This window comes from Paenibacillus gallinarum (assembly GCF_014836635.1).
Taxonomy (GTDB): Bacteria; Bacillota; Bacilli; order Paenibacillales; family Paenibacillaceae; genus Paenibacillus; species Paenibacillus gallinarum.
In genome coordinates this window covers 355949-379783 of sequence record NZ_JACSQL010000001.1, presented here as the reverse complement: position 1 = coordinate 379783, position 23835 = coordinate 355949, and the positions used below count along the sequence as shown (strand labels likewise).

Genomic DNA, 23835 nt, shown 5'->3' with positions numbered 1-23835 from the left:
ACTTCTTATGCGTGTAGGATCACATCCTCCTCTAATCCACACTTTGGATATTCAATATCAATCCTTCATTATTATGACGATAAGTTATAAGTTCAAATACTCTTTAATGCCATCAACAATGCCCTGGGCAACGCGGTTCTGAAAATCTTCTTTGAACATAGCCGCTTCTTCTGTCTTGTTAGAAAGGAAACCAATCTCCAGCAATGCTGCCGGCATTTTTGTGTTTCTTAATACGGAAAGATTACCTGATTTCACTTTACGGTCTTTAAAACCCGTTGCACTGACCATATGTTTATGAACGATCGTGGCTAAAGCTTTATCTTGATTTTTGTAATAAAACGTTTCTGTCCCACTCGCTGATGCAGCGGCAGAGTTGGCATGGATGGAGATGAATACATCCGCTCCGAGGTCATTCGCTACCTTCGCACGACCTGTTAAAGAAACAAATGTATCATCATCTCTGGTAAGAATTACATCAACGCCAGATTCTTTTTTAAGTAATGCCTCTACCTTCAGAATCAGACTGAGGTTTAGGTCTTTCTCTAATTTGCCTGTGACTCCTACTGCACCAGAATCATGATCTCCATGACCTGCATCTAAAACAATGACTTTGTTGCCGTTATTTCCGCCAGGGTTCGTCGTTGCCGGCGGTATGACAGGAGTTGTTCCCGGACTGTTTGTATTTGGTGTAGAAGTTGAATCTGAATTTAGATCGAGTACCAGTAGGCTTGTCCCTTCTTGTGTCACATGGTATCCAGAGACCTGTGTCAAATCGAGAACAATGCGGACGGTAGAAGGATTATCACTGAACAGAGAGTATCGGATTTTGGATACAATCGGGTAACCAGTAACTTCTAAATTACCTGCACCCTGCTGATTCAGATCTTCTCCAAACGTTGAACTAAATTTAGTATTAGGCAGATCAATTACAATTCGATCTGGTCCAGTCATCGTGAATACTTTAGGAGTAACTTTACCGCTTGTCCCGATCAGCAAACGGTTCTCACTGAAGCTGAGTCCACTTATTTCCATGAGACTGTTCGGATTGGGTACTGTACTGCTATCGCCTTCACTAGGTAAGGTAGTTGAACCCGCTGGAGGCTGACTGCCTGCTCCAGATCCACTCTCATCCTCCAAATATACTGTCTTTGTGGTATTATTCCAGCTTACCTTCATACCGAACTGCTCACCGACAAAACGTAGTGGAACCAGTGTCGTTCCCTTTCTAAGGACGGGTGCATTGTCCAGCTTTACGGATTGATTATCAACTGTAGCATTTTTGTTATTTACGACCATTTTAATGGTGGAGCCATTTTGTTCTATAGTAACGGTGCCTGTTTTTTGTTCCCACTTTACGCCATAGCCAAGTTCCTCTGCCACCATACGGATTGGAATCATGACAGATTTATTAATAATCTCGACTTTCGTATCGCCCGTCGCTCCAAGCTCTTTATCATTAAGATAAATCTTAGCTTGTCCACCGTCTGCATGACTGAGCCCAGGAATCACCCATAACCCTACAAACAACAACATGAATAGAACAATTTTCTTCAAACCTTCACACATCCTTTTGGTCGTCTAGTAAACTCGCCGGCATCCAACATTTTTTTACATTCTCTACTATAATGAACGCAGAAATCTAGTAATAGTTGCGTCTATAATGACCTTTTCTTTTCCAGTCTGTCATAAAAATGAAACCTAAAATCCCCTATATATATCGGTTTCTTTACTCTTTTTCTGAATATTACATTTCTTCTATGTTTTCTGGTGATCTATGAAACTCATTTTTTTATATTGAGAGAATAATACGTACCCAACAGAACCACCGATTACGTTCAATAAAAGGTCATCAATATCTCCGGTTCCCACTCGTAAAAAAGTCTGCATGCACTCAAGTAAAATGATAAAAGAACTAAAGAATAGAATGAACCTACCATAGGACCAAGGATGAGACTTCGATGCTGGAATAAGAAAGCCAAGCGGGATAAAAACGGCAATGTTCCCAATCAAATTAATTGATGTATCTATTACATTATCAAGACTCAGATTCCTTACATAAGCTGAAATCGTATGGAATGGGATCAGATTATAGCGATAGTTACTATGAATTGAGCGATGAAATCCAGCAAACATAAAATATAAGAGCATTACTGAATATAGAAAAAGGAGCACCCGAAATAAAGTTTGTTGCTTCAACTCTTACATTCCCTTCTTTCTACATAAGGCCGCTCAGAGGCATAAGACTGCTCCAGGTCGATCTTGTGTAACCAAGCTGCATTCCTGCTCGCTGCATATTCCGAAAACTCGAAGACAGATATGCGGCTTGTCCAACGATGAGATTACACCCCTCCTGAACTGCATCTCTCATTCGCCGCTCAATTAACAAGGTTTGAATTCCTCTATTTCGGTATGCCGGCAAGGTAGTTGCAAAGGTCAATGAAGCGGTACTTCCTTGAATATAAGCTGCCGCAGCGCCCACGGGTTCGTTATTATAATAAGCTACATAATACTTCCACCCTTTTCTTCCATGAAGAATACGGTTGTTATCTGCAATATGCTGTTTCCCTGAAATCGGTAATCCTGTCCCTAGACAATGAACCATGGCATAATCATCAAATTGATTCGAGTTTATTTCTATAATTTCTGCGTTTTCCTTGTCGTTTGTCCATTTTTCTAATGGAGAAGCACTCTTTTTCTTACATCCTGTATATAACGTGGCATGAAAGGAGGATTGAAAAAAACCTTGTCTAGCTAGTGATCTGAACAGTGTTGGCTCTGCTCTAAGAGGAGTAACCTCTATATGCGGATTGCGGTTCCTTGAGCGATAAAAGGAAATGATTTCGGATAGATATGACTCTTCTGCTGAACCGATTCCCTTCACTGTATTAAACTGAGGCCAAGGCATCTCCCTACTATAAAAAGCGACAGCTTCTCCAAAATACTGAGTCTCAATGCCCATTGGATTCCCCGAACGTTCTTCTATTGCTCTCATTCGGTCTATCATGTATTCCATCTCAGAACGTTCCAGACGCTGGGCAGTACTTACTTTGAGCACATCATCTTTCATTTTCTGACACCTTCCCCACTTTTTTGCTCTATTCGCCTTTTATCTATCATAGTCCAATAGCTATGTTTTGCCAATTGATTCCCTTTTTTTATTCAGTAAATTATTCCAGTATCTTTTTGTCCTTCTCTTCTTATATTACATAGGTAAATATGACATGAATGAGGTACAGAAAAATGGGCGATAAGAATAGCAATAAAAAACAAGCATCAGAACCAAAAGGTAATTTATCATGGTGGCAACTTTCTCTGCTTGGCGTTGCCGGTACCATCGGAACGGGATATTTTTTAGGTTCTGCTCTTGCAATTCAAGTGGGTGGTCCTTCCGTTTTATTTACTTTTGTACTGGCTGCTCTTGGTACATATTGTGTATTTAATGCACTCGCCGGTATGACAGCTGCTGCACCAGAGCAAGGGTCTTTCCGATCCTATGCGAAGAAAGCTTATGGAAAATGGGCTGGATTCAGCAGTGGATGGGGTTATTTTTCTTCAGAATTACTGATTATGGGAAGTCAGCTCACTGCCTTGTCCCTATTTACGAGATTTTGGTTTCCGAATATTCCAATGTGGGTATTCGCGTCGGCATATGCACTGCTTGGACTCCTGATCATCGTGATTGGTACGAAGTTGTTTGATCCGCTGCAGAGTACAGCTGCTATTATCAAACTTTCAGCTATCCTTATGTTTATTGGTCTTGGAGCTGCCGGTTTATTCGGCTGGTTATCCGGGGGTATCAAACCTAATGCCCCGCTTCGTTTGAGCGAGATATTCCCTAATGGAATTACAGGTACATGGGCAGCGTTGATCTTTTCTTTTTATGCCTTTGGAGGAGTGGAAGTCATGGGGCTCATGGCAATCCGTTTGAAACAGCCAAAAGAAGCTCCAAAATCCGGCAGGATTATGATTACAGTACTTGCCGTAATCTATGTAACTTCGTTGTTTCTTGTCCTTACCTTGGCACCTTGGCAGAGTTATGGAACTAAAAAGAGTCCATTTATCCAAGCACTAGCCACTTATGAACTGCCTTTTATTCCTCACCTATTTAATGGTGTGCTGATTATTGCTGGTTTCTCGACGATGGTGGCATCCTTATATGCGGTAACGACTATGCTTGTTACCCTTGCCAAAGACAAAGACGCCCCTTCTCTTTTCGGCAGAAAAGTGAAGGAACGTTTTCCTATTTATGCGTATGGATTCAATGCTGTACTGCTCGGTATCTCGATCTTAACGGCGCTACTTTTGCCTGATACGATCTATGAATCAATCACGACTGCTGCAGGGCTCATGCTTCTGTACAATTGGTCCTTCATTCTGATCACATCAGGCAAACTATTAAAGCTGACCACTTTTGGACAGATCAAAAGATATGGAGGACTTACTCTGATTCTACTGGCTGTAACAGGAACACTCTTTCATAAAACGAGCAGACCTGGCTTCTGGATCAGCTTTCTGTTTGTTGCATGCATTGGTCTCTTGACCCTGTATATGCAGAAAAAAGTATGGACTTCAGACAAGCCCAAACGAACCAAGCCTGACCGTAAACTGATTCATAGCTTAAAAACTAATAAATATCGCTTCCCGGCAAGGGTCAAAAAAACAAAGCCTTAACTGCCTGAAAACCAAAATATAATCCAAATACTAATAAGGATAAACCTGAAATTACAGAAATGGTTTTTAAAAGTGCAGGACTCAAATAACGACGAAAAAAACTGGACATGGTAGCAACCAAAAGGTCCCATATAAAAATACCAAGTATGATGGCAGAGCTAAAAATGACTACATGTAACACGCTTCCAGAGCTTGTCTCTTTTGCGAGAACGGAACCATAAATGCCAAGCCAGAATAAAATGGACATCGGATTAAAGAGCGATAACCAGAATCCCGACATCAAAGATTTACCCAAAGGTTCTTTATGGTCAAGTTCCGTTTCCTTTATCTGACCGGTGCTAAGAATACTTTCTATTCCTGTGTACGAAAGCACAAAAAAACCAAACGACCATAAAAACGTTTGAATAAAGGGAGCATCTAGTAAATGGACGACTCCCAAATACACTAAAAGCATGTACAATAGATCAGCAAGCACTGCGCCTAGTCCGAAAAACCAAGAATGAAAAAATCCACGTCTGATTCCAATGTTAAGCTGGGCAGCATTGAGCGGACCAATGGGTGCAGCAATGGAAACCCCAAGCAGTATGTAACCCAAAAAAGCACTTGTAATCATACAGCCTCCTCCTTCTTGAATAAAAAGACAACCTATTGTTCATCTTATTCAAGAAGGAAGGCATGTACGACAACAAAGTGAATGAGAGAAAAATTAAAATGGTAACTTAATCACGAACAACTCTATGTTTCAGATAATATTTAAGACCTGCTCTATCTACATTACTAAACTGCAGTGGATTCTGATCGATCATCGTACGAAGACTTTGTAGCGTTTTCCATGTAGCTCCCTTCGTCTCGTCTCCTTGTTCAAACAGCTTGCCTTCTGCCTTACAGATAAAGTACATACCAATAGAATCAATCGGACCCTTAAGGGTCTGGTATACACAAAAAGGCTCAACACATTCGACCTCAAAGTCTGGATTTATACCTATCGTATCTATTCTTTTTGAAGCGCCTTCAATCCGAGTAATCGTCAGACCTGTTTCTTCCTGGACTTCTCTAATTAACGCTTTGTGTACGGATTCGAACAGTTCAATTCGTCCACCTGGAAGTTCAAGTGCTTCCTCTCCCGGCTTGTTACGGGTTTGAATGACGAGCTCGGTTCCTTGTTTCCCTTCTCTTTCAATAAAAGCCCTTGCATTAACATAGAACATGAACATCCTCCTCACAGGAAAACTCCCGAATCCTCTTTCCGTTCTCAAGATCAATAATACCATATATATCCTTTTTTACGTGTATTGGTTCCTTAATTATGTAATTATCATGTGAATTTTTTATGCAGAAAATGAAGGCTGCAAGCATAGAAAAAAGGATGATCCGTGGACCATCCTTTTCTCACACCGCACTGTTCTATATAAATTTAAGACCTCATTACAGTAATCCGGCATACTCCAAACCTTTACGAATCCCGCTTTCATCAACTGAACTGGTTACATATTTTGCATATGACTTAACCTCATCATTCGCATTTCCCATTGCGATCCCCAGCCCGACATAGGACAACATCTCTACATCATTCAGTCCATCGCCAAAAGCGACCACTTCATCTTTCGATATTCCTAAATCTTTGAGTACAGCCTCAATACCTTTGGCCTTGGAACCTTCCGCAGGAATTACATCCATTGCAAAAGGATGCCATCTAACAAACTGAAGATCCCCAAAACCGGCTTCCTCCGATGTATAGAGATGTTCTTCGTGTTCTTGACAATAGAGCAGAGCCTGATAGATCGGCGCTTCCTTCCAATAAGAAGTACGATAACCCGGTACCTCGACATGAAGGGTCTCAAAAGACGTCGCAATAAACTCGTGCAGTTCCGTGTTAGAGAAACTCGCTTCAGCACCTTGCATCACGACGGGATGATTGTGGCTGAGAGCTGTATTTTCCAGTCTCTCCATTGTTGATGTGGAAATGGGAGTCTTATGAATAGGTTGTCCTTTGTACACCACATATGATCCGTTCAGACTGATAAAGGAGTCTAGACCAAGCTGTGATAAATATTTTGTAATATAGTAAGGTGCTCTTCCCGTCGCTATAAAAACATCAATTCCACGAGCTTTCAGCTGATTCACCGCTTCAACTGCATCTGCAGGAATTTCCTTCTCATCATTCACCAGCGTACCATCTATATCAAAAAACACTGCTTTATAATTTGTCATTCTCTCGGTTCCCTCCATGATCATCCATGTTATGATTTCTCTATTTACTTACGTCCATAATCTGCTTTAATTTCTCCCCAAAGCTTCGTTTGCCATTTCACGATTTTGTTCTGATACGTATGTGTTCTGAGCCATTCTTCAGCTCGCTCGACCAAATCCCAAATCTGACGGGTCGAGGCATCTTTTTTTAACGTGGTAGCTGCTTTCTTCTGTCTAACCCACTTCATTGCATTTACCGAGTCCGTGTAAATGGTCTTGTTACTTCCTTGTTCTTGAAGATAAGCCAGCGCATGAACAATGGCCAGGAACTCGCCGATATTGTTCGTACCATTTGGAATCGGACCTACACTGAACAATACTTCTCCTGTCTTTGTATCCACCCCTTTGTATTCCGTAGGGCCTGGATTTCCCCTAGTTCCTACATCAACCGAGATACTATTGTAGTCAACAGGTTCAATAGGATCAGCGGGAGCAGCTCCATATTTACGATTACTGGAACTCCCAGCGGATTTTTGCGTCCCCACTTGCCCCCAATATCCTTTCCAGCCAGCCGTATAGGCTTTCTCCGCCTCTGATTTGGATTCAAATGCCTTGTATTTAGCACCATTCACTCCGTTTACCTGTTGCTGGCATGCAGGCCAACTTGTATAAATACCCGGGCTTTTCCCTTCCCAAACCACATAATATTTTTGCTTAGCCATATCCCCTAATTCCCTCCATACTTACCTTTTCACATTACTTTCTACAATACCTTTTCAGAAGGAAAGATGCAAAGTCATCTGGTATTAAAGGACATAAGAAGAGCCTGAGTATAGGAACCCAGGCTTCATGAGATCAATCCTATTTATTTTCATTCGTAAGACTCGGCATATGTACGGCTCCCTGCTCAAACTAATAAGGAACAGAGATGACTTCTACGAAAACTAGCTGACGATATGCTTAACACCCTTACCAACTTCCAGCACATGCAGCTCGGGAACGACAAACTCCGGAACCACGAGGTGCTGATCAAGAAGGTCAAGATCAATCCATTGATATCTATACTCCTTATTTGTACCTGTAAATTCACCGTTTTTATTAAAGATCGGATGTGGATATGGAAGTTCTAGAACGAAGAACATTCCCGTCTCATGAACCTGCATATTGGGACCCAGCGGTAAATCGACAATATTCTCAATCATCCATACTTGCTGCTCTTGAATTACAGGTACACCAAGCTGTTCATATATCATCTTAGCGATTGTATACTCAGGTGTATCATCTGCTTCTACACTACCGCCCGGTAAAAACCAATACGGCTGGTTTTGTTCTCTTTGCAGGAGAACTCTGCCATTCTGAATAATTATTCCTCCTGTAGTTGTGTGATACTCGATGGATTCATGGTTGTAGGATATCATCATCACTATTCCTCCTTAAGTACAGTCCACTTACTCATTATAGTTTTATTTTGTATACACTAGACTCTTACAATCACTTGTTGATTAGGAATAGCTTGCCCCAATCCAGCTCTTACCATGTTCTTTAAACGAAGCACAGAATCATAATATAACCGATGTTCGTCTTTTGCTTTTAATGACACAATTTGGTCAAAATATTAACAGCGGATTGTTACTGCTTTCTGAGCTGACGTAAGTACTATCTGATGGGTATCCTGTATGAAGATATTTTCCATATTTCTCACGGGAAACCTCATTTCATCGTTCTTATTTCACAACCGATTTTGTCCGCTTTACGAACTTTCATTTTCTATTCAGAATGCAGATAAAACAACGTTCAGTACTATAATAACAAGCTTTAAGAGGAAATAGTTTGATTTTCCGAAAAAATATTTATGAATTTCAATTTTACTGCTGACTCCCTAATTTTCGCTCCTAAATCGTAGTTTATATGGAATAAAAAAGAAGTTATGCAGGCTGCACAACTTCTTAATTCCCTTATATTGTAAACACATATGTTTTGTTTATAAATGTCGAAATAGTTCGGTTATTCTGTAATTCTCTTTTATAATGTAAGCGGTTGTAGTTGTATTCCATGTATTATTCTAGCTCCTTTAACCTTCTCTCCACCATGACAAATACAAGGAGATGAACGGTCAGAAACACGCCTACCAAAATACCAAGTCCCTGAATACCTTGAACGAATTTGGCAACGATCAATCCAATGATTATAAAAAAAATCCCAACATAAATCATCCACATCGCACTATAACGATTCGCTTCTTCCCACATTCGTTGATTCTGAGTTGACCGATGGGTTCGATATCCAAACAAGCTGTTTATTCGCTTTGGAGGCTTCCATTTCATTACCACACCGATGATAACGGAAATGATCCCTACAAAACTGAACACGACCAGATTATCCAAATCCATGGCTACCTCCTTCTAATACAACAATACAATCATCCTTCAGACTTCTTGCAATATTGAACGCCCGCTTGACCGGTCTCCGCTTGTCCACGTCCATTCTTCATGGATGCGTATTTTTCCGCTCTCAAGTAATTCGGGAGTTGAAGTGCATATCCCTGTCATGATCTCATTCTTTTCATTAACATGATGATAACGCATATCCAGAACTCCATCTTCCCCCATTGTCGCTATCAGGTGACCTGCTAAAATACCGCCTCCTGCATAATTAGCCCATACGAGATTCCCATCTTGAAAATAATGAAACAGTGTCTCTCGATTGACCTCCCCATTGCCTGAATTCTCCCAAGACGTAAAGATTCGTCCATTGTAATCAATCTTGTTCATCACTGTCAGCCTCCCTATCCTACTTAAGAAATTGTTGACGGGCTTCGGAAACCACCAGATCTGATCTGTACAGTTCAATGAGATCAAAAGTGTCTTCTATTAAATCAGTTAAAATATTTATAGATTCTTCAGCTGGTACCCTCCACAGATTCATCATTCGAAATTCTGCATTATTTGGTTTCATCTTCATTTGGCTTAACGTATAAATAAGACCCTTCGTCTTACCTGGATAGTACATCCGGTTTAGACCACACCATATTGCAAGTAGCTTTTCTTGATTCTGCAGTTTCTTTTCCGCCAAATATACAAGATCGTTACGAACAAGCCCTCTTTCCATCTCTGTTCTAGAATAAAAATCAAGATGTTCTGAGATCAGCCAGCTTCCTATATCTTTAGGATATGTGCTTAGTGAACACTTCCAGCCTGCAAGCACGCCTGACTTATCATATAAAGATAAGGACTGCAAAATCCCGGTTGCTACCGTGTGAGTGGAAAAAGAGCGGTCTTTATACTGGAGCAGATTCATTATTTTTTGTTCGACAAATGAAATAGAGAAATACACTATCTCACATTTCACACCTTGGTTCTCATAATTCACTGCGTACACATTATCACTAGAAGCAATCTCAATACCTGAGAGTTCATCCAGCTTCACTTGTTCGTATTCCTTGATAGAAGCGGGTATCGGACCTTCAACATAGCATAATAGATCAAGATCCGAGAACGCATCAACCGTGCCTATTGCGACCGATCCAGTCACCATAATAGCCTCTATACAGGAGAATTTTCTTTTTATTTCTTCTGCTTTAGAATCTGCGATACTCCGTCTTTTCTCATACTCTGTCAGCAGCGGCATAAGTCATTCCTTTCCTACAGTATTCATATGAATGTCTCGGGAACATATCAAAATATCTCCGCGCTGTGTCCATCCGAGACCCGTCCAGAATGATTGGCCACTCTCATTGGAACCCATCACCATAATATGAGCTCGCTCGATCCCTGCGTCTCGTAATCGGTCCAAGCAAGACTGTACAAGGATTTTGGCAATCCCTTGTCCCCGGTATTCCGGCTTGACTGACAAATGGTATAGATAGCCTCGTCTACCGTCATGTCCTGCCAGCAGAGTCCCTATGATATCTTCACTCTGAACGGCTACATAACTGAAGCCTTCATTACGTTCCAAATAACTTTCTATGGCTTCCCTGGAATCTGCATTGCTGATGCTCATTCCTTCTGTTATTTTCCATAAAGCAATACACTGCTCATAATCACGGGCATCCATCTTACGGTATTCCAAGTTCGTTACCTCCTGCCATTCATTTAGGTTATGACCTCTTCTATAGCGAGACTTCTTCCTTATAATTCACCATCTCATTCATTGCTGCCGGGAACAGAGGCTCACTTAAGGATAGAATTGCTTTCGCATACGCTTGGATTTCTTGCTGGGCATCATGCATAAGCCGCTGATTTAAGAAATGACATACCGATTGCAGCGAAGCTGTCCAATACCAGCGAATATACATCCCGTAAGATGGGAGAAAAAGCCTTGCCTGTTCAGCACATACCCCTGATTCTAGAGCTGCTTCATATTTTTTTATACCCAGTTCTACATACTCTAGTAACTCTTTACTTAGTTTAGCGCCCTGCTCTGGTGGAAGTGCCTCTCCGCTCCCTTGTTTTGAATGCGCAGGCGCTCCTCTCCACTCCTGATGATTTGGAATATAAAACTTGGGTTCTTCTGTTATGTATCTGCGACTCGACTCATTCCACGCATCCAGGCTATCTCCTGTACCTTCCATATGACTTGAGCCGACTATGTATTTCCACCACTGTCTAGCGACCATCAAGGGTGCGTAGATTTCATATTGAAGCATTACGTGACGAAAAGGAGAAGTATGTCCTTCTCTTGCTAGAAACCGTATCAGTTTCATATCTCGCTCCGTGAGTTCCACTGACTCTTTGGCATAAGACACTCTTGCCGCATTCGCTATGGTCAGATCAGACCCCATATGATTTACTAGACGAACATAACCTTGATCAAGCACTTTTTCAAAAGACATGTCAGCTGCACCCCTTTATTCTAATCCCATTATTTTACTGTATTTTCCAAAAATATGTCTAGCAGTTTCGTATCTTGATCAACTCGATCTTCATGTAAAAAAAGCATCTTCCTCGGAAAGGAAGATGCTTTCATCATCATTCTTCATTCATATTATCTAAGCCATTTCGGTTCAAAAGGATATGGACAGGTAGCGCTGGCTACCTTGGCTTTCAAAGGAATGAGACACCCACAGTATTTACAAGTGGTACCGTATTTAAATCCATCACATGTACGGCATATCGCTAAACGTTCTTTATACAGCTCCTGTACAGCCTGTTCTGACATTCCTTGATCAGATGTAACTGTGGACTGTTCCATAACTGCAAGTTGTGATTCGCTGACATGCACACTTGCCGTACAACCTTTGCATTCGTTATCAGCTCTTGTTGTCATCCTCTTTCCTTAGCCTCTCTTTGGCACAATTGTAATTACCGCTACGGAAGCAGCAGGCAGTGTGAAACTTACGTTTCCTTGCTCTGCTGTGATTCCTTCAAGTTCTTTCGGTGCAACCTGAGTCGGATTATCAAACGAGTTATGTGCATCCAGCTCATTAGATGAAACCAGCACTTGGCCGCTTACCGCTGCATCTACAATTCCTTGCAGATCAAGTTCTACGTTCAAGGAATCTGCATGGCTGAGATTACAAGCAGATACATGAATATGCCCTTCATGATCTACAGAAGAAGATAGGCTGAGCTGCGGAATCTCCTCATCACCCATTTTATAAGATGGACTAACATATTGAGACTCAAGCAAATGTGCATCCTGGTGAACTTTATACATATCAAAAACATGATATGTCGGTGTCAGTACCATATTAGCACCTTCCGTCAGGATCATTGCTTGCAAGACATTCACGATCTGTGCAATATTCGTCATCGTTACGCGATCGGAGTGTTCATGGAATAAGTTCAGGTTAATTCCCGCTACGAGCGCATCACGTACTGTATTTTGTTGATATAAAAATCCTGGATTTGTTCCTGGCTCTACTTCAAACCAAGTTCCCCATTCATCAATGATCAGTCCTACTTTTTTGTCTGGATCATATTTATCCATAATGGCAGAATGCTTTACAATCAGTTCTTCCATGTATAGAGTTGCTTTCAGTGTTGTGAACCATTCTTCACTTGTGAATCCCGTGGCACTGCCTTTTTTCTCCCATACTCCAGTACCTGTCGTGTAATAGTGAAGACTAAGTCCGTTCATGAGATGATGAGCTTCCCGCATGAGGACTTCTGTCCAGTGGTAATCTGCTGTATTAGGTCCACAAGCAATTTTGTATACCGGCTCAGAACTGTAATTGCGCACATAAGTGGAATATCTGCGATACAGATCAGCGTAATATTCAGGACGCATGTTCCCGCCGCAGCCCCAGCTCTCATTACCTACACCAAAATACTTCACGTTCCACGGTTCTTCTTGACCGTTCTGTGCACGAAGGCTTGCCATCGGCGACTGCCCGCCGTTATTCATGTACTCTACCCATTGCTGCATCTCATACACTGTACCGCTGCCGACATTACCACAAATATAAGGTTCTGCCCCAATCAGTTCACAGAGTCTCATAAATTCATGCGTACCGAAGTGGTTATTCTCTTCTACTCCGCCCCAGTGGGTGTTGAGCATACGCGGACGGTTCTCACGAGGTCCAATTCCATCTTCCCAGTGGTACTCGTCAGCAAAACAGCCGCCTGGCCAGCGCAGTACAGGTACTTTTAGTTGTTTCAATGCTTCTATTACATCATTTCGGATGCCGTCCGTATTTGGAATGGGTGAATCTTCGCCAACCCATATTCCTTCATAAACACAACGTCCCAAATGTTCAGAAAATTGACCATAGATATTTTTATTGATTTGGCTTTTTCGTTTCTCCGTATGTACAAGAACTTTTACCATAATAATAACCTCCACCTTATTGAAATGAATGGTTCTTCGCGTGTTTCCTATTGTCTATGAATTAACTAAAATATAAATCCTGCTTACTATCTTCTTTTCTATCAATTACATAATAAACCTAATGAGTTAACTCTGTAAACGCTTTTTTAAACAAAACTATGAAATAATATTACAGTTAATTCAAATGAAAAATGATAAATCTAGAATGCGTATTTTATACATCCTGGTTCTGCAAGGAATCATTTGACAATTTTTCCGTCGTGGCTTTAAGTTAAAAACAAGCTTACTTGAATTCATTTCATAATACCTTTAGTTGCTTTAATGAGTTATGAAATTGATTTACTCACTAAAAAGTTGTCCCTCTATCTCACTTACGAAAGGTGTCCTTATTTTAATGAAGAAACTACTCCCTTTTCTCAAACCCTACTGGGCAGCGAGCTTACTCGCTCCTCTGCTTATGTTGCTCGAAGTTTCCATGGATTTGCTTCAGCCCAGACTCATGGCAAGTATCATAGATGAAGGGATAATGACAAATAATCTTGATCATATTCAGGAAACCGGACTTTTTATGATCGTTGTCGCGCTGATCGGTCTAGTGGGCGGAGCCGGCTGTACGATTTTTTCGAGCATTGCTGCACAGCATTTTGGAAAAGATCTGCGAATTCGATTATTTGAACAGATCCAATCTTTTTCTTATCGCAATTTGGATGAACGAAAAACCGGCTCGCTCATTACTCGGTTAACGAATGATGTGGTGCAACTGCAAGCTTTTGTTCAGATGGTTCTAAGAATCTTTGTCCGTACGCCGCTTCTGCTGATCGGAAGCTTAGCGATGGCAATTATGCTGAGTCCAAATCTAGCGTTCGTCTTAGTGGTTTCCGTGCCCGTACTTTTCTTCATCCTCTATCTCTTAACCAAACGGTCCTTTCCTTTATTTACGAAAATGCAAAGTAAGCTCGATCATGTAAACACCGTCCTTCAAGAAAACTTGTCTGGTGTTCGTGTCATTAAAGCTTTTGTCCGGAGAGATTATGAAGAGCAGCGATTCAACAAAACAAATGAGGATTATACCGAGGCAGCGATTCGGGCTAATCGGCTGATGGCACTCAGTATGCCGCTCATGACGCTTGTACTAAACGTAAGTATCGTAGCGGTGCTCTGGTTCGGGGGATTGCAGTATTATCAAGGAAGTCTCGAAATAGGTAAACTGATCGCCTTCATTAACTATGTCACCCAGCTCCTGATGTCAATGCTGATGCTAAGTAACATGCTGGTTTTTGTATCTAGAGCGAAAGTATCTGCAGATCGGGTAAATGAAGTGCTGAGTACATATTCCGAGATTGAAAACCCGATTCATCCAAAACATGTTTCTAGTGATAATGGAGGGTCTATCGAGTTCTCAAATGTTAGTTTCTCCTATCATAATCAAGAGGATGACCTCGTCCTCACAGATATCAGTTTCAAAGCAGAAGCGGGTCAAATGGTAGCTATTCTTGGAGCGACAGGTGCTGGGAAAACTACCCTAGTCCATCTCATTCCAAGACTTTACGAAGTATATAGCGGAGAAATACGGGTCGGAGATGTCCCCATACAGGACTATGATCTGGAAGAGCTAAGAAGCAAGGTTGCCATAGTGATGCAGCAAGCGATTCTGTTTAGCGGAACCATCCGAGATAATATCCGCTACGGTAATCCTTCAGCCAGTGACGAACAAATCTTGGCGGCTGCAAAGGCGGCCGAAGCGGCTCCTTTTATCGAACAGTTAGAAAAAGGGTATGACACGGTCCTTGGACAAAAAGGGGTAAACCTGTCTGGCGGGCAAAAACAACGGATTTCACTCGCGAGAGCACTCGTTACGGACCCTGCAATACTTATACTGGACGATAGCACGAGTGCGGTTGATTTAAAGACAGAGGCTAACATACTAAAAGCGATGGAACAACAAAAAAGCAACGTGACCAAGATTATCATCGCACAGCGAATTTCTTCTGTAACAAAAGCAGATCTTATTCTTGTCCTAAACGATGGAAAGATCGTAGCTCAAGGAACGCATGAAGAACTTTTGAAGACAAGTTCCGTTTATCAAGATATCTACCGTTCACAGCGCAAGGAGGATATATCCTATGTCTAATCAAATGCGTCCCCGAGTTCCTGTGCATCAAATGCCAAAAGTAAGGGCGAAACATACGGGGGCTACGATAAAACGGCTCTGGAATTACTTAAACAAACAGCGTACTGCGCTGCTCATGGTTTATATTTTCACCGTGCTAAGTTCACTCACTGCTCTACTAGGTCCCTACCTTATTGGGGTAACGATTGATGATTACATTATTCCGAGAGATTATATGGGGCTGATTCAAATCTGCTTGATCATGCTTGCTATTCATTTATTCGGTGCGGTGGTTACCTGGGTGCAGGCCTATATTATGACCGCCCTCTCCCAGAAAACGGTGCTTCACCTGAGAAAAGATCTGTTTGCAAAATATCAGAAACTGCCGGTTTCCTTCTTTGACAAGCGCAGCACCGGAGAACTGATGAGTCGTGCAACCAATGACATAGAGAATGTATCTAATACACTGAATCAGAGTGTTACTCAACTACTGAATAGTATCGTCACACTCATCGGTTCACTTGTAATTATGATTATTTTGGATATACCGCTCACCTTAGTAGCACTGATTAGCATCCCACTCGCTCTTGTAGTAACCAGGAATATTGCTAAATATACAAAGAGATATTTCAAAGAACAACAGCAACATCTGGGGGATCTCAATGGAATGATTGAAGAAACCATCAGTGGGCAAAAAGTAGTGAAACTATACCGTCAGGAAGAAAAAGAAACCCTCCGCTTCAGGGAAATTAGCGAGCGGCTAAATCAGATTGGAATTAAGGCGCAAATTATGTCTGGGATGATGGGACCGTTCATGAATGTCATCAACAACCTCAGTTTTGCCCTGATTGCGGCTGTCGGCGGCTGGCTCGTATTCCAAGGTTCAACCCAGGTCGGTATTGTCGTCAGTTTCCTCAGTTACTCTCGTCAATTTGGGCGCCCCATCTCTGAACTAGCAAATCAGTATAATCTGATTCAGTCTGCTGTCGCCGGTGCAGAGAGAGTATTTGAGATTATGGATATGAAAACGGAGCACGAAGGCGAAAACGGAAAACCTATCACGAACATTCAAGGTGCTGTAAGTTTTGATGATGTGTCTTTTCATTACAATGCGGATAAACCTATTCTGCAAAACATAAGCTTTACTGCACGCCCTGGTGAAAAGGTTGCTCTCGTTGGACCCACTGGAGCAGGTAAAACATCGGTCGTAAATCTTTTAACCCGTTTCTACGATATTGTGGATGGCGCAATTACGATTGATGATGTAGACATTCGCCAAATCGACAAAGATCATCTCCGCAGGCTGATGGGTATGGTACTTCAAGATGCCCATGTTTTCTCTGGAACGATTCGGGAAAATATCCGTTTTGGCAAACTGGATGCGACGGACCAGGAAATAGAGCAAGCGGCTAGACTCGCGAATGCAGACACGTTTATTAAACGACTCCCTCAGGGGTATGACACAATGCTTAGTACGGAGGGCAGCAACCTGAGTCATGGACAGCGGCAACTGTTAACGATCGCGAGGGCCATCCTTGCCGATCCGGCTATTCTTATTCTGGATGAGGCGACAAGCAGCGTAGATACAAGAACCGAAATGCATATACAAGAGGCAATGAAGCTTCTTATGCAAGGAAGAACCAGCTTTGTTATCGCCCACCGGCTAAGTACGATTCAGGATGCAGATACCATTCTTTACCTTGAGCATGGACGTCTTGTAGAACAAGGGACACATGAGGAATTATTAGCAGCAAAAGGTCCTTATTATGAGCTGTACCACAGTCAGTTTCAACAAGTTGTATCCTAATAGACGATTGCTGATGCAAGTTTAAACTCTGAGGTCTTGTGGTAAATAGAGTTTTTGACTGAAAACCTATACTTGAATTACCCATGACTAAAGAGGTGCCATATCATTTGGATTTAAACAAGCAATCAATACCCAAAACAAGAACTTACATCGCACAGCATCTTAAGAAAGCTTTTCGCATCAATAAAGTCCCGGTCCCTTGGGGACCGGCTGTTATTGCGGGGCTTAGCACCGGCATTCCTCTGCTAACCGGTATCATTCTACACGAACCTGGGCTTGGAATGCTGGCAACAACGGGTGCTTTTGTGAATGTATATATGAGGGATGAAACCGCAAGACAGCGCTTTGTGAAACTGAGCTGCATTCTGTTAGGGCTTGCTTTCAGTATTATGCTGGGCACTCTTGCGGCTCCTTCTTTACTTGCAAGTGCAGCTGCCATTAGTTTTATTGGTGCGGCAGCTACCTTTTTATGTGGAATAACAGGCGTCCTGCTTCCCGCAGGATATATGTTTGTTCTCGTATGCGGTATGGCGATCAGCCTTCCCGCAGATCCAGGATTATTCGCCTATCGGGGGCTGATTGTGCTCCTTGGCGGCATTCCTGCACTCCTATTATGTATGATTCCCCTAGCGTTTCATCGTTATGGACCAGAGAAAAGAATGCTGTCTTCCCTGTACCAGAAACTTGCAACTATGCTTGAATCTTTGAATACGAGCGACTATCCGCTTCTTCGCTTGGAGACGGGCGAACTTCTTCAGCAAACGAAAAAGAAAATTTATAAAAGTATGATATCTCGAAGAAAAGAGAATCTCTCCCTTCAGCAAATCTACAAGATTACAGAGGCTGCGGATCAGCTATTTTGGGCCATTGTTTCTATAGAAGATCAACAAATATCCGTTCCTGCTGCCTATCCACGTATGCTGAGAACGATAGCCCGTACATTACCTAAACGATCTTCAACTTTGACTGTGGATCGGCAAGTTATCGGCAAAATAAAGGAAGAAGATCATTTTAAGCCTGGCTTACAGGAAGCATTTCTATACATGATGGAAGCCATTAAGAACCCTTCACCCAAACTTGAAGTGTCCACCCGTTCTCTAAAAGAAGCGATTGGTACCAGGTGGAGTATTCGAGGTCTGTATCACTATACAACAATCTTCTCTGCCTCTACTAAAATGGGGCTGCTCGTTCTCGTTTCTTATGGAGTGGCGAGTATGATTCAGGCACCGCATCCTTCTTGGGTTCCGATCGGATGCGCTTCTGTCCTAATCGCTGCTACGGCAACGGCCAGTATTTATCGGGGAATTCAGCTTATGATCGGTACATGCTTAGGAGGATTACTCGCATCTCTACTGCTATTCTTAGAGCCCACCAGCCTTGTGGTCGTACTGACTGTTGCTTTCATGCAATTCATTATTAAAACGCTGGCCGCCAAAAACTATGCTCTTGCTGCGGTATTCATTACGCCGATCTCTCTTCTGCTCGTATCACTGGCACATCCGGTAGATTCACCGCTTGCCTTTGTAAATGTAAGAATTATAGATATTTTACTTGGTTGTTCTCTTGGTTTAGCCGGGATGCTTGTACTATCACCTCATTCTGCTTCAAAACGGCTGGATCGGACTTTTGCTGCCGCTTTGGATGCTCAAGCCAAGCTGATCAAGACGTATGCAAAAAATCAACATAACCAAGAAATAAAGGTTTTGTCTAATATCGTACTTCGGTCGTTAAAAAGAACCAGTACCTTATATGATCAAGCTTTCAATGAAATTACACATCGTCCATACCATGTCGAAGAAGACTTTCCTATATTGATCCGTGTTCAAAAAGTGGGTTATCTTACAATTCACATGATTAGGAATGAACAACTAAAGGAAAAGAAAGAGGAACTACTTGCATGCAGCGAACTGCTGACACACATGTCAGCTTATTTTAAAACAACACCTATCTCCTACAAAGGAAGAATAAAATTAAATCAAAATCTTGGCGTTTCTTCCTTATTAGAGGACAAGTCTATCCCGCTCTTCACTGCAGTCATGGATCTTTATCAGGAAATTCTGGCAGCAGAGACAAATATGAATTCGACCCATTGATACACAAACCAATTGATGCAAAAAAAACAATCCCACATCCTCCTTCCAGGATTGTGGGATTATTTACTTGTTAACTTTAGATTTCCACAGCGACACCAAAATGATCTGATACCACAGGACTATCGATTCCATTCAGTACGACTTTTGAAGAATGGACAGGAACCTCTTGATTCGAAAAGACAAAATCGATTCGCAGCTTCTGCTTATTATTTTCCCATCCTGCAATTGCCTTAACAACCGTGAATCCATCGTCTTTCTGAGCTGCAAGCTCATAACAATCATGCCATCCACTCCCTGTCACCAGGGAATAACCTTCGCCCTCAATATGAGCTGCATTGTTGAAATCTCCCATAATAAAGGCAGGCAGAGAACCAACATACTTGTCCATCACAGCAAGAGAATATTTCCACTGAGGCTCAAATGGTTCCTCTTCATCATGCCACCAATTATAATGACCATTCACGAACCAGGTATCCTTACCGGAGACTTCCGTTTTGATTCCCAGCAGTTTGCGTGTACGGAAATTGGCATAATCCCGCATATCCGATACGTAAGCACCGAATGCTTCCTTAATCGGTGTCTTGGACAGAATAGCCAGTCCCTCGTCGTATTTAGCAAATCCAACATGGACAGGTATATACGTCCAGTAATATTCGGTGTGAAGCTGTTTACGAAGGACATAAGCATAATTATCTGCTTTAACGATCGTATTCTCTTCTGCTTCATGAAAATAGGTCATTTCCGAAGCAGGAAGTGCTTCTTCCTGCATGGATTGGTTGACTTCCTGAAGTGCAATCACATCAAAATTATGCTCGTTTATAAAATGAGCAAGCTGCTCTATTTTCTCAAGCTGATTTTCTTCGATCCATGCGTGTGTGTTCAGTGTTAATATCCTCAAAATTTCATCACCCTAGCTTATCTTGAATATCGGATTTGAGTACATCTGCTTTCGGTCCATAGATCGCCTGAATTCCATTATCCTTCTTGATCAGCCCGAGTGCTCCAAGTTTCTTCCATTCTTCTTCATTACCCACGGCATCAACGTTATTCACTGTAATCCGTAGACGAGTCATACATGCATCTACATCGACAATATTTTGCGGTCCACCGAGGATAGTAATGATTTTAGAAGGAAGATCTTCCCCTTCAGCATCTACAGCTGATGTTTCAGAGGCCAATGCAGAACCCGTATCCTCAGCTGCTGCTTTATCAGACTCATCATCCGTATAATTCCCAAGTCTGCCCGGTGTAGCCAATTTAAATTTACCAATCATAAAGTAAGAAATAAAATAGGATGCCCCAAAGAATACAGCTGTTGTAATGACAAAGTTAATAATATCTGCGACAAGGCCCGCATTAATCGATAACGGAATCCGAGTTAATAATTCAATCATACCGAAGGAATGCAGCCGCAGATGAATTAAATCTGCCATACCAAAAGCTAGACCCGTAATGACTGCGTACACACCATACAGAAGCGGTGCAGCAAACATGAACATAAACTCAAGCGGCTCTGTTACCCCTGTCAAAAACACAGCCAAACCTGCGGACAGGAACATGGATTTGTATTTAGAACGTTTGTCTTTATCTACACGGCGATACATTGCAAGCGCAATCCCCATCAAAATACCGGCTCCTGCGATCATTTGTCCTACTTTAAATCTTGCAGGAGTAACCGTGGAAATAAGCTGCTGGTACGCTGCAGGATCTGTTCCTTGCAAGTTCGCAAGGTCACTTGCCCAAGCGAGCCAGAGTGGATCTTGTCCAGCTACCGTTCCGCCCGCATTCGCTCCGGTTAGTACCGTGTAAATACCTCCAAGCTCTGTGTAGTTTACTGGAATAGTAAGCATATGATGTAGACCGAAAGGTAAAAGTACCCGTTCTAGCGTACCATATAAGAAAGGTGCAATAAACGGTGCTGTATCTCCTGAAGCAGCAAGCCATTTACCAAAACTATTAATTCCCGTTTGTACGAAAGGCCATACGGCAGACATCAAAACAGCAATAATAACAGACCATAAAATAACGACGAAAGGTACAAAACGTTTACCGTTAAAGAAAGCTAATGCTTCTGGCAGTTTACGATAATTATAATATTTATTAAAGACTACAGCTCCGAGGAAACCAGAGATGATACCGACAAAAACACCCATGTTCAGTGCTGGTGCACCCAGTATGGAAGTAAAGTAGCCCGATACTAGAATCTCCTGACCGAATAAGGTCGTTGTCGTCGCTCCCTCCTGTGAGAGCATGTCACTGCTTACGCCAAGAAGCGTTCCTGTCGTAATATTAATTAAGATAAATGCGATTAGTGCAGCAAAAGCTCCGCCTGCACGTTCCTTCGCCCAAGAACCACCAATAGCAACTGCAAATAGAATGTGAAGATTGTTGATAATTCCCCAACCGAGATTTTCCATAACCCCGCCTGCGGTCACCAGGAATGAAAGATCTGCCCCGAACATGGCGATTACTTTACCAAGTGAAATCATAATACCGGCTGCTGGCATAACCGCGACAACGACGAGCAGTGCTTTACCAAACTTTTGCCAGAACTCAAAAGACAATAATTTTTTCATAATGAGTACCTCATGTTCTATTATTTCGCAACCTTCGCTTGATCCATTATGATTCCCCGTTTAACATAATTGGAATTGATATCGCATTCAGAAATCCCTTACAAAAGAACGTTTCTACAGTTGAAATACATAAGCTGAATCCAGCCCGTATTTCTTAAGCGTTTACACTTTGTTTTCTAGACTTGTTAGGGATTCAAACAGATTGATTTGCAACATGGTGCAATTCAGTGCAATCGGTTGCAAGATCATTATAAATAATATCGCTTTCATTTTGCAACCCTTTTTTATTAATGTGAGTTTCGTCCCTTGGTTTAGACGTTGTTCATTTGCCAAGGGGTGTGTATGATATAACAAAAGAATATAGTAAAGGAGCGTTATCGATGGCAGTAACCATTAAAGATATAGCAAAGCGGGCGAATGTTGCTACCTCCACTGTATCTCGCGTTATACAGGATAGTCCTAAAATCAGCGAAGCAACAAAAGCCAGAGTAAGGAAAGAAATGAAAGCGCTTGGATACGAACCTAATTTCTCTGCACAAAGCCTAGCTAACAAGAAAACGCAATCAATCGGAATTATCATGCCAGATGCAGAAGTTGCTATTTTTCAAAATCCATTCTTTCTAGAAAGCATTCGAGGAATCAGTGAGCTTGCGAATGAGAAAAATTTTACGATGGCCATTGTCACAGCAAGAACGGATGAAGAACTGCTTGATCGTGTCAAAATGATGACCCGAGCCAACCGGGTGGATGGCTTCATCGTCCTTTATTCTAAATCTGAAGACCCGGTAGTCGATTATTTTCATAACGAAAAAATCCCTTATACCGTCATCGGTAAACCGCAGCAATACGTAAATGAAACCACTCATGTAGATAATGACAACTTCCAAGCGGGCAAAGACGTAACACAATACCTAATAGAGCTTGGTCATGAGTACATCGCATATGTGGGAGCAGATGTGAGCCGCACGGTTCATAAAGAAAGGGTTCGCGGGTACCGAGAAGCATTACAAGATTCCGGTCTCTTTGCTGATGAAACGTATATACTAGACTCAAGTTTTACTAAAGCAGATTTAGATTCCCTCTTTAAGCTGCCTAACCGGCCAACCGCACTTATTGTCGGCGATGATATGCATGCTCTCCCTCTGCAAACGATGCTGAGTCAGCTGGGATTTTCTCTGCCAGAAGCTTGCTCGCTTGTGAGTTTCAATAACCTACGTATTGCTGAGATGCTGAACCCCCCGCTCACCTCGGTCGATATCGATATTTTTACTTTGGGATATCAAGCAGCTAAAAGTCTAATTGAGAAAATTTTAGATCCCAAAGAAATGACAAAACATATTATTGTCCCACACCGAATTGTCGAGCGTGCTTCTTCTCAGCGCAGAACAATGGAAGATACTACAGTCGAAGGAATTTCATAATTCCCTTGCTTAACACATAAAAAGAATGATCACGCATTTAGATTTGCATCAAGCTGCTTTTCATAAAGTATCCTGAGAAGTCGAATACGAGATTATTCTTTTTTAGGTTGACAGGGCAACCGGTTGCACTATATACTGAAAACGCAATCAAATGACAGCACTTTCATGATGCAACATCGTACGTTTTTAAAGCAAATGA

The 23835-nt window shown here is 41.9% G+C and carries 22 protein-coding genes; 5 read left to right on the top strand and 17 right to left on the bottom strand.

Annotation, left to right across the window (positions count from 1 at the left end; genetic code table 11):
• Positions 1 to 84: 84 nt before the first annotated feature.
• The 3 genes from H9647_RS01935 to H9647_RS01925 all read right to left on the bottom strand — a co-directional run bounded on the left by H9647_RS01935 (position 85) and on the right by H9647_RS01925 (position 3067).
• Positions 85 to 1554, bottom strand: coding sequence for an N-acetylmuramoyl-L-alanine amidase family protein (locus tag H9647_RS01935; RefSeq protein WP_191797684.1), 1470 nt, complete (start codon positions 1552 to 1554; stop codon positions 85 to 87).
• Between the two features lie 201 nt (positions 1555 to 1755).
• A complete protein-coding gene (locus H9647_RS01930; RefSeq protein WP_191797682.1) occupies positions 1756 to 2196 on the bottom strand; it encodes a VanZ family protein in 441 nt (146 codons plus the stop codon).
• Between the two features lie 19 nt (positions 2197 to 2215).
• Entirely contained in the window at positions 2216 to 3067 is an 852-nt protein-coding gene (locus tag H9647_RS01925; protein WP_191797680.1) for a GNAT family N-acetyltransferase, read from the bottom strand.
• 173 nt (positions 3068 to 3240) lie between these two features.
• Here H9647_RS01925 and H9647_RS01920 point away from each other — a divergent pair, with 173 nt between their 5' ends.
• Complete coding sequence (locus H9647_RS01920) at positions 3241 to 4671, top strand: amino acid permease (protein WP_191797678.1); 1431 nt, start codon at positions 3241 to 3243, stop codon at positions 4669 to 4671.
• Here H9647_RS01920 and H9647_RS01915 read toward each other — a convergent pair.
• From H9647_RS01915 to H9647_RS01860, 12 genes are all read right to left on the bottom strand, one after another.
• Positions 4652 to 5284, bottom strand: coding sequence for a LysE family transporter (locus H9647_RS01915; RefSeq protein ID WP_191797676.1), 633 nt, complete (start codon positions 5282 to 5284; stop codon positions 4652 to 4654). The genes H9647_RS01920 and H9647_RS01915 overlap by 20 nt on opposite strands.
• Positions 5285 to 5390: 106 nt before the next feature.
• Entirely contained in the window at positions 5391 to 5879 is a 489-nt protein-coding gene (locus H9647_RS01910) for an NUDIX domain-containing protein (protein WP_191797674.1), read from the bottom strand.
• A gap of 217 nt (positions 5880 to 6096) precedes the next feature.
• The gene (locus H9647_RS01905) at positions 6097 to 6882 is read right to left on the bottom strand and encodes a Cof-type HAD-IIB family hydrolase (protein WP_191797672.1); all 786 of its coding nucleotides are present in this window, start codon (positions 6880 to 6882) and stop codon (positions 6097 to 6099) included.
• A gap of 44 nt (positions 6883 to 6926) precedes the next feature.
• Positions 6927 to 7583, bottom strand: a complete 657-nt coding sequence (rnhA, locus tag H9647_RS01900) for a ribonuclease H (protein ID WP_191797670.1) — start codon at positions 7581 to 7583, stop codon at positions 6927 to 6929.
• A gap of 222 nt (positions 7584 to 7805) precedes the next feature.
• Entirely contained in the window at positions 7806 to 8282 is a 477-nt protein-coding gene (locus tag H9647_RS01895; RefSeq protein WP_191797668.1) for an NUDIX domain-containing protein, read from the bottom strand.
• A gap of 636 nt (positions 8283 to 8918) precedes the next feature.
• Positions 8919 to 9251: an SdpI family protein gene (locus H9647_RS01890; RefSeq protein WP_191797666.1), complete on the bottom strand. Its 333-nt coding sequence runs from the start codon at positions 9249 to 9251 to the stop codon at positions 8919 to 8921.
• A 36-nt stretch (positions 9252 to 9287) separates the two neighbouring features.
• The gene (locus H9647_RS01885; protein ID WP_191797664.1) at positions 9288 to 9632 is read right to left on the bottom strand and encodes a n-acetylglutamate synthase; all 345 of its coding nucleotides are present in this window, start codon (positions 9630 to 9632) and stop codon (positions 9288 to 9290) included.
• Positions 9633 to 9651: 19 nt separating this feature from the next.
• A complete protein-coding gene (locus H9647_RS01880; RefSeq protein WP_191797662.1) occupies positions 9652 to 10488 on the bottom strand; it encodes a nucleotidyltransferase domain-containing protein in 837 nt (278 codons plus the stop codon).
• Positions 10489 to 10491: 3 nt separating this feature from the next.
• Complete coding sequence (locus H9647_RS01875; protein ID WP_225228997.1) at positions 10492 to 10929, bottom strand: GNAT family N-acetyltransferase; 438 nt, start codon at positions 10927 to 10929, stop codon at positions 10492 to 10494.
• Between the two features lie 40 nt (positions 10930 to 10969).
• Positions 10970 to 11692 (bottom strand): FAD-dependent thymidylate synthase, encoded by a 723-nt coding sequence (thyX, locus tag H9647_RS01870; RefSeq protein ID WP_191797660.1) that lies wholly within the window; start codon positions 11690 to 11692, stop codon positions 10970 to 10972.
• A gap of 152 nt (positions 11693 to 11844) precedes the next feature.
• Positions 11845 to 12126 (bottom strand): DUF6171 family protein, encoded by a 282-nt coding sequence (locus H9647_RS01865; RefSeq protein WP_191797658.1) that lies wholly within the window; start codon positions 12124 to 12126, stop codon positions 11845 to 11847.
• Between the two features lie 9 nt (positions 12127 to 12135).
• On the bottom strand, positions 12136 to 13629 hold the full coding sequence (locus H9647_RS01860; RefSeq protein WP_191797656.1) for an alpha-N-arabinofuranosidase: 1494 nt from the start codon (positions 13627 to 13629) through the stop codon (positions 12136 to 12138).
• A gap of 394 nt (positions 13630 to 14023) precedes the next feature.
• On the opposite strand from H9647_RS01860, the gene H9647_RS01855 reads away from it, so the two are divergent.
• From H9647_RS01855 to H9647_RS01845, 3 genes are all read left to right on the top strand, one after another.
• Positions 14024 to 15760, top strand: a complete 1737-nt coding sequence (locus H9647_RS01855; protein WP_191797654.1) for an ABC transporter ATP-binding protein — start codon at positions 14024 to 14026, stop codon at positions 15758 to 15760.
• Entirely contained in the window at positions 15753 to 17546 is a 1794-nt protein-coding gene (locus H9647_RS01850) for an ABC transporter ATP-binding protein (protein WP_191797652.1), read from the top strand. The genes H9647_RS01855 and H9647_RS01850 overlap by 8 nt, the downstream gene beginning before the upstream one ends.
• A gap of 107 nt (positions 17547 to 17653) precedes the next feature.
• Positions 17654 to 19639, top strand: a complete 1986-nt coding sequence (locus H9647_RS01845) for an FUSC family protein (RefSeq protein WP_191797650.1) — start codon at positions 17654 to 17656, stop codon at positions 19637 to 19639.
• 76 nt (positions 19640 to 19715) lie between these two features.
• On the opposite strand, the gene H9647_RS01840 is transcribed toward H9647_RS01845, so the two are convergent.
• Together H9647_RS01840 and H9647_RS01835 are read right to left on the bottom strand one after the other, a co-directional pair.
• On the bottom strand, positions 19716 to 20537 hold the full coding sequence (locus H9647_RS01840) for an endonuclease/exonuclease/phosphatase family protein (RefSeq protein WP_191797648.1): 822 nt from the start codon (positions 20535 to 20537) through the stop codon (positions 19716 to 19718).
• Positions 20538 to 20544: 7 nt separating this feature from the next.
• Entirely contained in the window at positions 20545 to 22215 is a 1671-nt protein-coding gene (locus H9647_RS01835; protein WP_191797646.1) for a PTS transporter subunit IIBC, read from the bottom strand.
• A gap of 380 nt (positions 22216 to 22595) precedes the next feature.
• Here H9647_RS01835 and H9647_RS01830 point away from each other — a divergent pair, with 380 nt between their 5' ends.
• On the top strand, positions 22596 to 23636 hold the full coding sequence (locus H9647_RS01830; protein ID WP_191797644.1) for a LacI family DNA-binding transcriptional regulator: 1041 nt from the start codon (positions 22596 to 22598) through the stop codon (positions 23634 to 23636).
• The last annotated feature ends 199 nt before the right edge of the window (positions 23637 to 23835 follow it).

Bases quoted from the DNA above. Each gene is read 5' to 3' on its own strand.
- H9647_RS01925 (WP_191797680.1), bottom strand. From the start codon at position 3,067: ATGAAAGATGATGTGCTCAAAGTAAGTACTGCCCAGCGTCTGGAACGT.
- H9647_RS01920 (WP_191797678.1), top strand. From the start codon at position 3,241: ATGGGCGATAAGAATAGCAATAAAAAACAAGCATCAGAACCAAAAGGT.
- H9647_RS01915 (WP_191797676.1), bottom strand. From the start codon at position 5,284: ATGATTACAAGTGCTTTTTTGGGTTACATACTGCTTGGGGTTTCCATT.
- H9647_RS01910 (WP_191797674.1), bottom strand. From the start codon at position 5,879: ATGTTCTATGTTAATGCAAGGGCTTTTATTGAAAGAGAAGGGAAACAA.
- H9647_RS01905 (WP_191797672.1), bottom strand. From the start codon at position 6,882: ATGACAAATTATAAAGCAGTGTTTTTTGATATAGATGGTACGCTGGTG.
- rnhA (WP_191797670.1), bottom strand. From the start codon at position 7,583: ATGGCTAAGCAAAAATATTATGTGGTTTGGGAAGGGAAAAGCCCGGGT.
- H9647_RS01895 (WP_191797668.1), bottom strand. From the start codon at position 8,282: ATGATGATATCCTACAACCATGAATCCATCGAGTATCACACAACTACA.
- H9647_RS01890 (WP_191797666.1), bottom strand. From the start codon at position 9,251: ATGGATTTGGATAATCTGGTCGTGTTCAGTTTTGTAGGGATCATTTCC.
- H9647_RS01885 (WP_191797664.1), bottom strand. From the start codon at position 9,632: ATGAACAAGATTGATTACAATGGACGAATCTTTACGTCTTGGGAGAAT.
- H9647_RS01880 (WP_191797662.1), bottom strand. From the start codon at position 10,488: ATGCCGCTGCTGACAGAGTATGAGAAAAGACGGAGTATCGCAGATTCT.
- thyX (WP_191797660.1), bottom strand. From the start codon at position 11,692: ATGTCTTTTGAAAAAGTGCTTGATCAAGGTTATGTTCGTCTAGTAAAT.
- H9647_RS01865 (WP_191797658.1), bottom strand. From the start codon at position 12,126: ATGACAACAAGAGCTGATAACGAATGCAAAGGTTGTACGGCAAGTGTG.
- H9647_RS01860 (WP_191797656.1), bottom strand. From the start codon at position 13,629: ATGGTAAAAGTTCTTGTACATACGGAGAAACGAAAAAGCCAAATCAAT.
- H9647_RS01855 (WP_191797654.1), top strand. From the start codon at position 14,024: ATGAAGAAACTACTCCCTTTTCTCAAACCCTACTGGGCAGCGAGCTTA.
- H9647_RS01850 (WP_191797652.1), top strand. From the start codon at position 15,753: ATGTCTAATCAAATGCGTCCCCGAGTTCCTGTGCATCAAATGCCAAAA.
- H9647_RS01835 (WP_191797646.1), bottom strand. From the start codon at position 22,215: ATGAAAAAATTATTGTCTTTTGAGTTCTGGCAAAAGTTTGGTAAAGCA.
- H9647_RS01830 (WP_191797644.1), top strand. From the start codon at position 22,596: ATGGCAGTAACCATTAAAGATATAGCAAAGCGGGCGAATGTTGCTACC.